The organism is Pseudomonas sp. microsymbiont 2, from assembly GCF_054788395.1.
Window position 1 is genome coordinate 3656297 of sequence record NZ_CM139112.1, and the last position, 12932, is coordinate 3669228.

10 protein-coding genes are annotated in these 12932 nt (G+C 64.1%); 8 read left to right on the forward strand and 2 right to left on the reverse strand.

What is annotated here, in order from left to right:
• Nucleotides 1-106 precede the first annotated feature (106 nt).
• From ACYUME_RS16375 to ACYUME_RS16410, 8 genes are all read left to right on the forward strand, one after another.
• On the forward strand, nt 107-1810 hold the full coding sequence (locus tag ACYUME_RS16375) for an amidase (protein ID WP_460415779.1): 1704 nt from the start codon (nt 107-109) through the stop codon (nt 1808-1810).
• A 212-nt stretch (nt 1811-2022) separates the two neighbouring features.
• Nucleotides 2023-2712: a helix-turn-helix transcriptional regulator gene (locus ACYUME_RS16380; RefSeq protein ID WP_460415781.1), complete on the forward strand. Its 690-nt coding sequence runs from the start codon at nt 2023-2025 to the stop codon at nt 2710-2712.
• 14 nt (nt 2713-2726) lie between these two features.
• Complete coding sequence (locus ACYUME_RS16385) at nt 2727-3641, forward strand: pyridoxal-phosphate dependent enzyme (RefSeq protein ID WP_460415783.1); 915 nt, start codon at nt 2727-2729, stop codon at nt 3639-3641.
• Between the two features lie 281 nt (nt 3642-3922).
• Nucleotides 3923-4873: an IS110 family transposase gene (locus ACYUME_RS16390; RefSeq protein ID WP_460415301.1), complete on the forward strand. Its 951-nt coding sequence runs from the start codon at nt 3923-3925 to the stop codon at nt 4871-4873.
• Between the two features lie 246 nt (nt 4874-5119).
• The gene (locus ACYUME_RS16395; protein ID WP_279884813.1) at nt 5120-5734 is read left to right on the forward strand and encodes a TetR family transcriptional regulator C-terminal domain-containing protein; all 615 of its coding nucleotides are present in this window, start codon (nt 5120-5122) and stop codon (nt 5732-5734) included.
• Between the two features lie 51 nt (nt 5735-5785).
• Nucleotides 5786-6451, forward strand: a complete 666-nt coding sequence (locus tag ACYUME_RS16400; protein WP_460415784.1) for a M24 family metallopeptidase — start codon at nt 5786-5788, stop codon at nt 6449-6451.
• 657 nt (nt 6452-7108) lie between these two features.
• Nucleotides 7109-8206 (forward strand): carboxynorspermidine decarboxylase, encoded by a 1098-nt coding sequence (gene nspC / locus ACYUME_RS16405; protein ID WP_460415786.1) that lies wholly within the window; start codon nt 7109-7111, stop codon nt 8204-8206.
• 30 nt (nt 8207-8236) lie between these two features.
• Entirely contained in the window at nt 8237-9481 is a 1245-nt protein-coding gene (locus tag ACYUME_RS16410; protein WP_279888023.1) for a saccharopine dehydrogenase family protein, read from the forward strand.
• A gap of 78 nt (nt 9482-9559) precedes the next feature.
• On the opposite strand, the gene ACYUME_RS16415 is transcribed toward ACYUME_RS16410, so the two are convergent.
• Both ACYUME_RS16415 and ACYUME_RS16420 read right to left on the reverse strand, forming a co-directional pair.
• Complete coding sequence (locus ACYUME_RS16415; RefSeq protein WP_460415788.1) at nt 9560-10438, reverse strand: DMT family transporter; 879 nt, start codon at nt 10436-10438, stop codon at nt 9560-9562.
• Between the two features lie 350 nt (nt 10439-10788).
• Nucleotides 10789-12888, reverse strand: coding sequence for a sensor domain-containing protein (locus ACYUME_RS16420; RefSeq protein WP_279888027.1), 2100 nt, complete (start codon nt 12886-12888; stop codon nt 10789-10791).
• Nucleotides 12889-12932: the final 44 nt, after the last annotated feature.

Here is a 12932-nt window from a genome sequence, read left to right on the forward strand (position 1 = left end):
GCCCCGCTGCAACGAAGCATTTCCCCGCTGCATGCCTGCGCCCCTCGGGACCTTCTTGCTACACTCGCCGCCATGATTTTTCCACCTGCACAACTGTGGTGACAGCATGATCGAGGTAACCGAGGTTTCCATTGCCGAGCTGCGCGACGCGCTCGAGTCCGGCCGCACGACCGCCGTCGAACTGGTCAAGGCCTACCTGGCGCGTATCGACGCCTACGATGGCAAGGACACCGCCACCGCACTCAACGCCGTGGTCGTCCGCAATCCTGACGCGCTCAAGGAGGCCGAAGCCTCCGATGCGCGCCGGGCACGCGGCGAGACCCTCGGCCCGCTGGACGGCATTCCCTACACCGCCAAGGACAGCTACCTGGTCAAGGGCCTGACCGCCGCGTCCGGCAGCCCGGCATTCAAGGATCTGGTCGCCCAGCGCGATGCCTTCACCGTCGAGCGCCTGCGCGCCGGCGGCGCCATCTGCCTGGGCAAGACCAACATGCCGCCCATGGCCAACGGCGGCATGCAGCGTGGCGTGTACGGCCGCGCCGAGAGCCCGTACAACGCCGCCTACCTGACCGCACCGTTCGCCTCGGGCTCGTCCAACGGCGCCGGGACCGCCACCGCCGCCAGCTACAGCGCCTTCGGCCTGGCCGAGGAAACCTGGTCCAGTGGCCGTGGCCCGGCCTCGAACAACGGCCTGTGCGCCTACACCCCGTCGCGCGGGGTGATCTCGGTGCGCGGCAACTGGCCGCTGACGCCGACCATGGACGTGGTGGTGCCCTATGCCCGAACCATGGCCGACCTGCTGGAAATTCTCGATGTGGTGGTGGCCGACGACGCCGACAGCCGTGGCGACCTGTGGCGCCTGCAACCCTGGGTGCCGATCCCGACCGCCTCGAGCGTGCGTCCGCAATCGTACCTGGACCTGGCCGTGGGCGCCGAGTCGCTCAAAGGCAAGCGTTTTGCCGTGCCACGCATGTACATCAACGCCGACGCCGCAGCCGGCACCTCGGAGAAGCCCGGCATCGGCGGCCCGACCGGCCAGCGCATCAACACCCGCGCCAGTGTCATCGACCTGTGGCAGCAGGCGCGCCAGGCCCTGGAAGCGGCCGGCGCCGAAGTGGTCGAGACCGACTTCCCGCTGGTCTCCAACTGCGAAGGCGACCGCCCGGGCGCGCCCACCGTGTTCAACCGCGGCATCGTCAGCAAGGCGTTCCTGCACGACGAGCTGTGGGAGTTGTCCGGCTGGGCCTTCGACGACTTCCTGCGCGCCAACGGCGACCCCAGGCTCAACCGCCTGGCCGATGTCGATGGCCCGCAGATCTTCCCCCACGACCCGGGAACCCTGCCCAACCGTGAGGACGACCTGGCCGCAGGCATGGACGAATACGTCAACATGGCCAAGCGCGGCCTGAAGACCTGGGACCAGATCGCCACCGTGCCCGATGGCCTGCGCGGCCTGGAACAGACCCGCAAGCTCGACCTCGAAGACTGGATGGATGCTCAAGGCCTGGACGCGGTGCTGTTCCCCACCGTGGCCGACGTCGGCCCGGCGGATGCCGATGTGAACCCCGAGTCGGCGGACATCGCCTGGAGCAACGGCATCTGGGTGGCCAACGGCAACCTGGCGATCCGTCACCTGGGCGTGCCGACCGTGACCGTGCCGATGGGCGTGATGGCCGACATCGGCATGCCGGTGGGCCTGACCTTCGCTGGCAAGGCCTACAGCGACAACAATCTGTTGAAATTCGCCGCCGCCTTCGAGTCGACCGGCTCGCGCCGCATGATCCCGCCGCGCACGCCGAAGCTGGGTTGAGGTAGCCGCTTCGCGGGCAAACCCGCTGCCACAGGCACTTCATCTCTGCCTGTGGGGCGGGCTTGCCTGCGATCACCGGCAGAGCCGGTGCCCTCCATCAGGTTGCACGCTGCCTCTGTGCCCGAAGCTGAATCGCCCCCCTGCAACAGCCCGCTAGCCAATTTCAACAATGCATGCAAAAATCAACAAAAAATTGATTTTGAGTGCATGCCATGATGACATCCGCCGAAGAGCGCCAGCTCACCTTCACCGTGCTCAAGGCCACTCTCCAGGCCCTGGCCAGCGTCGTCCCGCGCAATGTCGAAATCCTCTTGCACGACCTCGACCACCCCGAGCGCTCGGTGGTGGCCATCGCCAATGGCCAGCTGTCGGGACGCCAGGTCGGCAGCCCGATCCTTGCCGCGCCCGAACAGGACCAGGGCTTCAAGGCACTGATGCAGGCCTGCGGCTCGCAGCACGGCTGCGAGCCGGTGGTGCTGCCCGATTACCCCACCACGCTCAAGGGCCGCTCCCTGCGCAACGCCACGGCGATCTTTCGCGACAGCGCCGGCCAGCCCTTCGCCAGCCTGTGCGTGAACACCGATGTCAGCGGTCTCGACGCGGCCATGGCGTTTCTCCAGCACTTCCAGCCCCTGGGCGCCATGCCGGCAGCCAGCGACGAGCCGGCCGACATGGCCGTGCTGATGGCCGAGATCATCCAGGCTGCGCTGCAACGCAGCGGCCAGGGTCGGATGAACAAACAGGCCAAGGTCGACGCCGTGCGGGTGATGCAGGAGCGGGGCCTGTTCATCGTCAAGGGCGGCGTCGAGAAGGCCGCCGATGCCCTGGGTGTGACCCGCTACACCATCTACAACTACCTGGAGCAGCTGCGGGGCGAAAGCTCCCCGGCCCCACATCCATGACCACGGAGCCCGCCATGCCGTTGCACATTCGCACCCCACTGATCGAATCCCGCCCACTGTCGCTGAGCGCCGGCCGCCCGGTCTGGCTCAAGCTCGAAGCCCTGCAGCCCTGCGGCTCGTTCAAGCTGCGTGGTGTCGGCCACGCCTGCGAAATCCACCATGGCCGCGGCGCTCGCCACTTCATTTCATCGTCCGGCGGCAACGCGGGCCTGGCGGTGGCCTATGCCGGACGCAAGCTGGGCGTGCCGGTGACCGTGGTGGTGCCGCAGACCACCACCGAGCGGGCCAAGGAGCTGCTGCGCCTGGAAAACGCCCGCGTGGTCGTGCATGGCGGCTCCTGGCAGGAAGCCAACGCGCACGCACAGACGCTCATCACGCCGGGCGATGCGTTCATCCATCCGTTCGACGATCCTCTGTTGTGGACCGGGCACGCGAGCATGATCGACGAGGTCGCCCAGGCAGGCTACAAGCCCGACGCAGTGGTGCTGTCGGTTGGCGGCGGCGGCCTGCTCAGTGGCGTGGTCGAAGGCCTGCAGCGCAATGGCTGGCGGGATGTCCCAGTGCTGGCGGTGGAAACCGAGGGCGCGGCATCGCTGCACGCGGCCATGGCGGCCGGTCACACCGTGGAGCTGCCAGGCATCACATCGGTGGCTACGTCGCTGGGGGCCAAGCGCGTGGCTGAACAGGCCCTGGCCCGCACACGCCAGCACCCGGTGCTCAGCCACCTGGTCAGCGATCGCGAAGCGCTCGATGCCTGCGAGCGCTTGCTGCTGGATCACCGCCTGCTGGTCGAGCCGGCCTGCGGCGCCGCGCTGGCCCTGATCGAACGACCTGACGCATTGGCGGCCCATGGCAATGTGCTGGTGATCGTCTGCGGCGGCGCGACCGCCACGCTGGAGCAGATTCGCGCCTGGCGCGAAACCTGCTGATCAGACGGCTTTACCCGCGAATACCGACCTGGCACCGGCTATGCCGGTGTTCGCGGGTAAACCCGCTTGTGTCTTGAGGTGGGATTAGAATCTGGAGTGAGAGCGGTGAATGGCAAGAGCTGAATGCCGCAGGTGCCTTGAGCACGCGTGGGAGCACAAGCTGCCATTCACCGTTCCACTTTGGCGAGAGCCCGAACAGTTGGATGCGGCTCTGATCTCGAATCACAAGCGTGGGCCAAGCCAAAGTCCTCTCACTGTGTTGAGTTTAGGAGGTTTTGGTGATGGCTTCCTTCTTGGGTATCGATGTATCCAGTATCTCGCTCGATGCTGCGGTGCGGCCCCAGGGCATCAAACTGCATATCAGCAATGATCCGAGAGGCTTTGAGGTGCTACTGAAGAGCCTTCGCAAGCTCAGTATCAAGCGCGTCCTGCTAGAGGCAACGGGTGGCTACGAGCGAGATGTCATGCGTTTTCTACAGGACGCTGGCTACAAGGTCATACGCGTCAATCCCAGGCGGGCCAGGTCATTCGCTGACTCTTTGGGCATCAAGGCCAAGACCGACGCCATCGACGCCGAAGTTCTGGCGCACTATGCCGAAGTCATTCCAGATCAACCCTCTCTGCGAGTCAGCCCAGAACGAGCGCTTCTGCGAGAGCTGCTTCAGCAACGTGATCGGTTGGTTCAACAACGAGATGACGACCTGCGACGCCTGAAGCAGGTGCAATCGACTGCAGTCGCTAACTACCTGAATGCCAACCTGAAGCACTTCAAGACGCAGATCAAACTGGTTGAGTGCGAGATCGAACAGCAAACCGCGATGCTGAACGACGAACGGGTTGCCCAGCTGATCACAGTGAAAGGCATTGGGATGGTGACAGCGGGCAAATTAATAGCGCTGCTGCCGGAGCTAGGTCGGGTTGAATCCAGAGAAATTGCCTCCCTGGTCGGGGTCGCGCCCTTCAACCACGACAGCGGGAAGTCCGTGGGCAAGCGTTCTATCTCTGGTGGGCGATTTGCGGTCAGGCGATCGCTGTACATGGCATGCATTGTGGCGATGAAGTACAACCCAGCACTCAAGGCGCGTTATGAGTCACTGCGCGAGCGGGGGAAGCTTCCCAAGGTTGCTATCGTGGCCTGCATGAGGACTTTCATCGTACGGCTAAATGCCATGCTCAGAACGGGCACATCATGGCGCGACCTGGTGCTGCCGCAACCTGAAAGTACAACGTAAATCCAGAACGCTGCGCGATCAGCGTGGAAGCGGGTTTGCCCGCGAAGCCAACACCGTGGTGGATGGCACGGGCTTCGCCCGTGTTCGCGGGCAAGCCCGCTCCCACAGGGATCGCGCCAGATTCTAAAAATTGCGTAAGACAGTTGCTCCCACACGACCCAAAAGGCTGGGCGATTGCACAGCTGTTGGAAAACAGCTAATCGCTATATACTTTTGAACATATCGCTTCAGAAGTACGCTTTTGCCATGCCCAGTATCCGTGACCGCAACCTGCAACTGATCCTCGCAGCCGCCAGCGAAGAGTTCGCCCTCCACGGTTTCTCCGCCGCCCGGGTCGATGACATTGCCGCCCGCGCCGGCCTGCCCAGGGCCAACGTGTTCTACTACTTTCGCAACAAGCGCCTGCTCTACGCGGCCGTGCTCGACCTGGTGATGGAACCCTTGCTGCGCGCCTCGCGCAGCCTGGTGCCGGATGCCCACCCCGAGCAGGCCTTGCCGCGCTACTTCAAGGCCAAGGCCGAAGTAGCCCGTCAGCACCCCGGTGCCGTTCGCGTCTGGCTCAAGGAGATGCTGCACGGTGCCCGGCAACTGCCAGGCGAGCGCGCCGAGCGCCTGCGCGACAGCGCCCGGCAGACCCTGACCTGCCTGGCGCAGTGGATGGACCGCGGGCTGATCACGCCGACCGCGCCGGAGCATCTGCTACTGTTCCTCTGGTCCACCTCGCTGGCAACCTTCCGCTTTGGCATGGCGCCGGGCAGTTCGGGGCAGATCAAGCCCACCCGCGCCGCCACTCAGGCCCAGGCCGACATGCTGCTGCGCAGCCTGCGCCCGGAAGGCTACCCCTTGGACAGGACAGCTTGAGCGCTATATCACAAAAAATACAACGATAAGCCTGACAACAAGGAGTACGTCATGACCACGGCCAACGCCGCCAAGGAAGCCGTAGGCGCCCCCTACCAACTGGACCTGATGAAGCACGCCCAGCGCATGACCTGGGAGGCCGTCGAACGCATCGCCCAGGGCATCCATCCCGGCATGCGCGAATCCCAGGCGCGGGAGATGAGTCAACAGGTGCTGGCCGAACTGGGCATGCAGCGCATCTGGCACCCCACCCATATCCGCTTCGCCAGCAATACGCTGAAGACCTTCAAGGAGCGTTCCGAGGGTGATCCGGTGCTGGGCGAGCAGGATATCTACTTCATCGACATGGGCGTGGTATGGGAAGGCCACGAAGGTGACGCCGGTACGACGTTCGTCACGGGCAACGACCCGCAGATGAAGGCCTGCGCGGATGCCGCCAAGGCGTTGTTCGCCGACGTCGAGAGCCACTGGCGGTCACAAGGCGTGAACGGCGTGGAGCTCTATCGCTTCGCTGCCGAACGCGCGCAAGCCATGGGCTGGAAACTCAACATGGGTATCAAGGGCCACCGAGTCAGCGATTTTCCCCACGCCATCTACCGTGCTGGTGATCTTGGCGACTTCGACGAACGGCCCGGCGCAGGGCTGTGGATACTGGAAATCCAGATCGCCCATCCCGAACTGCCCTATGGCGCGTTCCACGAGGACCTGCTGGTCTGAAGACCTGAAGCATCGGAGCCTGGCTGCCATTTCGACCACCCACACCACGAATCAGCCCTTTCGAGGTCTTTGGGTGCAAGGGCTATTGGTCGAGTGAAGGCCGCCAGGTGTTCGTCGTTAGAGTTGCAGCGCCTATCAGATCGAGCGCCGCCCGCGCGGCGCATCGCGACGCAAGGCCGCTCCTACATTTGTTTCGGGCCAGTTTCTCCTGTGCCATTACCTGGTCCGCCTTGTTGTACGACGCGGTATCAAGGCGGGCACTGCTGGCGCCTCGCCTGACTTGAGGCATGCACCAAGGCGGGCAGCGGTACTTTCACAGGAATAATTGGCCCGAAACAGATGTAGGAGCGGCCTTGCGTCGCGATGCGCCGCGCGGGCGGCGCTCGATCTGATAGGCGCTGCAACCCTAACGGCGAACACCTGGCCGACTCGCCGATTGGAACCGTCATATTCTTCTGCTCAACTGGCCTCAAAGGAAACAGCCCCGGCCAACGGCCCGGGGCCCCGCGCCAGGGTGGGTGCGCCCCGATCTTCCCACGCCCGCGCGACAGCTGCCTGCGCGACTCGGACGAAATGCGCCTCGCGCCCTTTCGTAGCGCGGCAAGTGAAGGCACAATGCGTGTCCTTTTTTTGGCCGGCCTGGCCGGGGGCCTTTAAATGATCAAGACGCCGTACTACCTCATCGATAAAACCAAGCTGCTGGGCAACATGGAGAAGATCGCCTACGTGCGCGAGCACTCCGGGGCCAAGGCCCTGCTCGCCCTCAAGTGCTTCGCCACCTGGTCGGTGTTCGACCTGATGCAGCAGTACATGGATGGCACCACGTCCTCCTCGCTGTACGAACTCAAGCTCGGTCGCCAGAAATTCGCCGGCGAAACCCACGCCTACAGCGTCGCCTGGGCCGACGATGAAGTCGAGGAAATGCTCGAGAACTGCGACAAGATCATCTTCAACTCCATCGGCCAGCTCGAGCGCTTCGCCGAACAGTCCGAGGGCAAGGTACGCGGCCTGCGCGTCAACCCGCAGGTGAGCAGCTCCGACTACCTGCTGGCCGACCCGGCGCGTCCGTTCAGCCGCCTGGGCGAATGGGACCCGGAAAAGGTCGAGAAGGTGATCGAGAAGATTTCCGGCTTCATGTTCCACAACAACTGCGAGAACGGCGACTTCGGCCTGTTCGACAAGATGCTGTCGCACATCGAAGAGCGCTTCGGCCATCTGCTGCACAAGGTCGAGTGGGTCAGCCTCGGCGGCGGCATCCACTTCACCGGTGAAGACTATGCGCTGGACGCGTTCTGCGCGCGCCTGAAGGGCTTCTCCGAGAAGTATGGCGTGCAGGTCTACCTGGAGCCGGGCGAAGCCGCGATCACCCAGAGTGCCTCGCTGGAAGTCACCGTGCTCGACACCCTGTACAACGGCAAGCACCTGGCCGTGGTCGACAGCTCGATCGAAGCGCACATGCTCGACCTGCTGATCTACCGCCTGAACGCCAAGATGGCGCCCAACGACGGCGCGCACACCTACATGGTCTGCGGCAAGTCGTGCCTGGCCGGCGATATCTTCGGCGAGTATCAGTTCGACAAGCCGCTGCAGATCGGTGACCGCCTGTCGTTCGTCGACGCCGCCGGCTACACCATGGTCAAGAAAAACTGGTTCAACGGTCTGAAGATGCCGTCGATCGTGGTCAAGCAGCTCGACGGCAGCGTCGAGGTGGTCCGCGAGTTCGGGTTCGAAGACTACGTTTCGAGCCTGTCGTAAGACAGGCTTTCATGAAGGAGAAAAGCGCAATTGAAGAAGAACGTTCTTATCATTGGTGCAGGAGGTGTCGCCAAGGTGGTGGCCCACAAGTGCGCGCAGCATAACGACGAACTGGGTCGTATTGCGATTGCGTCACGGAACATCTCCAAATGCCAGGCCATCATCGACAGCGTCAAGGCCAAGGGTAGCCTCAAGGTACCCGCCGACATCCAGGCCTTCTCGCTCAACGCCCTCGATGTCGAGGCGACCAAGGCACTGATCCGCGAGACCGAATCGCAGATCGTGATCAACGTTGGTTCCGCCTTCCTCAATATGTCGGTGCTGCGCGCCTGCATCGATACCGGTGTCGCTTATCTTGACACCGCGATTCACGAAGAACCGGGCAAGATCTGCGAAACCCCGCCCTGGTATGGCAACTACGAGTGGAAGCACCTCGAGGAATGCCAGCAGAAGAACATTACCGCCATTCTCGGTGTCGGCTTCGACCCGGGTGTGGTGAACAGCTACGCGAAGCTCGCGCAGCAGCAGTATTTCGACCACATCGAATCGATCGACATCCTCGACGTCAATGCTGGGTCCCACGGCAAGTACTTCGCCACCAACTTCGACCCGGAAATCAACTTCCGCGAGTTCACCGGGCAAGTGTGGAGCTGGCAGAACAGCCAGTGGACCAGCAACACCATGTTCGAGGTCAAGCGTACCGACGACCTGCCGGTGGTGGGTTCGCAGAACCTGTACCTGACCGGTCACGACGAGGTGCACTCGATCTCGAAGAACCTGAACGTGCCGAACGTGCGCTTCTGGATGAGCTTCGGCGAGCACTACATCAATGTGTTCACCGTGCTGAAGAACCTCGGCCTGCTTTCCGAGCAACCGGTGAAGACCGCCGAGGGCCTGGAAGTGGTGCCGCTGAAAGTGGTCAAGGCCGTGCTGCCGGATCCGGCCTCGCTGGCCCCGGGCTACACCGGCAAGACCTGCATCGGTGACCTGGTCAAGGGCACCAAGGACGGCCAGCCACGCGAAGTGTTCATCTACAACGTGGCCGATCACGAAGAAGCCTACGCCGAGACCGACAGCCAGGGCATTTCCTACACCGCCGGCGTGCCACCGGTGGCTGCCGCGCTGCTGGTCGCCCGCGGCGAGTGGGACGCCGGCCGCATGGTCAACGTCGAGGAGCTGCCGGCCGAGCCGTTCCTCAAGGCGCTGGACGTGATGGGCCTGCCGACCCGCGTCAAGGATGAAAAAGGCGATCGTCCGTGGGACGCTGAAGCCTGAGCTGCATGATGAAGGGGCGCCGATTGGCGCCCCTTCTGTTTTCAATAGCGCCATCGAAGCGGGCACCGCGTCCGCCGCTCACTTGCGCCGCTGCATCCAGGCGGCAACCAGGCCGCTCAGGCAGATGATGGCGATCCCCACCAGGCTGGTGACATCCGGCACCTGGCCGAAGATCACCAACCCCAGCAACCCGGCGAACACGATCTGACAGTAGCTGAACGGCGCCAGCAGCGCCGGTGCGGCATGACGGAAAGCCTGGGTCAGCAGCAAGTGCGCGGTCATCCCGCAGCCACCCAGGGCCAGCATCGGCAGCACATGTGGCCACTGCGGCGCCTGCCAGAAGAACGGCACCAACGCCGTCATGATCAGGGTGTTGCACAACCCCGCGTAGAAGTTGCTGGTGGTCGGGCTGTCATGGGCTGCCAGCTTGCGCGTCAGCAACTGGTAGAAGCAGAAGCCCAGCGCCGAACCGAACGGGAACAGGATCGCCGGGGTGAACATCGAACCGCCCGGATGCACCACCACCAGCACGCCGACGAACCCCATCACCACCGCCAGCCACTGGCCGAGGCTGACCCGCTCCTTGAGCAGCGGCACCGACAGCGCCGTGACCAGCACCGGGGCGAGGAAGTTGACCGAAGTGGCCTCGGCCAGCGGCAGGTACTGCAGGCCGGCGGTGAACAGCAGGCTGGTGCTGAGCAGGCTCAGCGCGCGCAAGGTCTGCAGCAGCGGGCGCTGGGTGCGCAGCACGGCCAGGCCGGCCTTGGGCAGGAAGATCCCGGCCATCAGCAGGGTATGCACCAGGTAACGGACCCAGACCACCATGATGATCGGATAGATACCGCCAAGGAATTTCGACAGCGCGTCATGGCTGGCGAACAGGAAGGTGGCCATCACCACCAGGGCGATGCCGCGCAGCGGCTGGTTGACTCCGGAAAGCGGCGTACTGGAACTCATGAGGCACTCGGGCAATGGCCCCGGCATGGCGCCCAGGCATGGGCCGATTCTAGAAGGGAACCCATGGGCGCGACAAAGGCTTATGGTCCAATCGGTACATTTTGTTCGCTGATCGACCACTTTCCTGGCGTTCAGGGCGCCCCGGCGGCTGCGACGGCCTTTGACCTAGGGTTTGTACGAAAAGTCGCCGAGCGGCGATCAGGCAAGGCAAAAACAGGCGAGGAAGCGGAGTTTACTGGTTGTAAATGAGCATTCCGAGCCTGTTTTCAACGCAGCATGATCGTCGCGCAGGCACTTTTCGTACAAAGTCTAGCGCCGGATTCGACGGCCCCCGCAGGTTCGCGGCCCGCTCAGGAACACGGCATCAGCTGCGTCAAACGCTCGCTTGCCGGGGCCGGCCTGCCGTAGAAGTAGCCCTGGAAGTGCGAGCAGCCCTCGGCCATCAGCCGCTCCATCTGCTCCGCCGACTCCACCCCCTCGGCGGTGGTCTTGATCATCAGACTGTTGGACAGTTCGGTGATCGCGCGAATGATCGACATCGCCTCGCGGCTCTCGCACATGTCGTGAACGAACGACTTGTCGATCTTGATCCGGTCGAACGGAAACGAACGCAGGTAACCCAGCGAGGAGTAACCGGTGCCGAAATCGTCGAGCGAGATCGACACCCCCAGGTCTTTCAGCGCCCGCAGCACGCGCACGTTTTCCTCACTGTTGCCCAGCAGCACCGATTCGGTGATTTCCAGCTCCAGGCGCGTGGCCGGCAGGCCCGAATCGGCCAGGGCCAGGGCCACGGTGTGCACCAGGTTGGCGTTCTTGAACTGCACCGGCGAGAGGTTCACCGACACGGTCTGCCCTGTGCCCCAGGTGGCCGCCTCCTGGCACGCCAGGTTGAGCGCGCGGGCACCGATCTCGTGGATCAGACCGGTTTCCTCGGCAATCGGGATGAAGTCCATGGGCATGATCATGCCGCGCGTCGGGTGCTCCCAGCGCAGCAAGGCCTCGTAGCCGGTGACGCTGTTGCTCTGCTGGTCCACCACCGGCTGGTAGTGCAGCTGCAGCTGCCCCAGGTGCAGGGCGGTACGCAGGTCGGTTTCCACCAGGCGGCGCTGGCGGGCCGCCACATCCAGCTCGACATGGAAGCACTCGAAGCGATTGCGGCCGTTGCGCTTGGCCTCGTACAGGGCCATGTCGGCATAGCCCAGCAACTGCTCGGCCTGCTCGTGGTCGTCCGGCGCCACGGCCACGCCGATGCTCACCCCCACGCTGAACTGGTGCCCCTCGATATGAAACGGCGGACAGATCGCCTCGATCAGGCGTTGGGCGGTGATGCGCGCTGCCTCGGGCGTTTCCAGCCCGGCAAGGACCACGGCGAACTCGTCACCGCCCAGGCGCGCCAGGGTATCGTGCTCGCGCAACTCGCGACGCAGGCGCTTGCCCAAGGCGCGCAGCAGCTTGTCGCCGAACGCGTGGCCGAGGGTGTCGTTGATGTTCTTGAAGTTGTCCAGGTCCAGGCACAGCGCAGCGGTCAGCTTGCCGTTGTCCTCGCCGCGCAGCAGTGCCTGCTTCAGGCGCTCGTGGAACAACGTGCGGTTGGGCAAACCGGTCAGCGCGTCATGGTGCGCCATGTGGTGGATCTGCGCATGAGCGGCCAGCTCCTCGGTGGCGTCCTCGGCGACGAACAGCACATAGTCGCCCTGCCCTTCGCGGTTTTCGCAGAGCATGGCGCGGCTGCGCAGGGTGCGTGGGCCGCTGGCGGTGTCGACCCGGGTCTCGGCGGCGTAGCCCTTGCCGCTGCGTGCGCCGCGGGCCAGTTGCTGCTCCAGGTATTCGGCCGCCGCCGGCGCCAGGCATTGCTCGGGGAGCTTGCCGATCATGCTCGCGCCCTGGTCGCCGAACAGCCGCTCGGCCTGCTGGTTGGCCAGCAGGATCTGCTGGCTCTGCAGGTCCTGGACGATGACGCTGGCGGGAATGTTGGCGATCACCGAGTCGAGGAACTGCGACAGGGTGGTCATTTCCTGGCTGTACTGCTCGGCAAGTTCCTTGGCCTGCAGCAGCTCCAGCTCGCTCTGGCGGCGCTGGGAAATATCACGGGTGATCTTGGCGAAGCCGATCAGCTGGCCGCTGGCCTCATCCTTGATCGGCTCGATCACCACGCTGGTCCAGAAGTGCGAGCCGTCCTTGCGCTGGCGCACGCCTTCGGCCTGGAAGCGGCCCTCCAGGCGCGCCGTGGCCAGGCTCTGGGCCGGCAGGCCGGCGTCACGGTCCTCGTCGGTGTAGAACACCGAAAAGTGCTGGCCGACGATCTCCTCCGCCAGGTAGCCCTTGGCCCGCTGCGCGCCGGGATTCCAGTTGGCGACGATCCCTTCGGGGGTGAGCAGATAGATGGCGTAGTCCGCCACGCTCTGGATCAACAACCGGTACATCATGTCGGAACTGGGGGCGAGCGGCATGGAATCCACCTGAACCTGCAAAGGCAAGAAAAGGAAACTTCCGG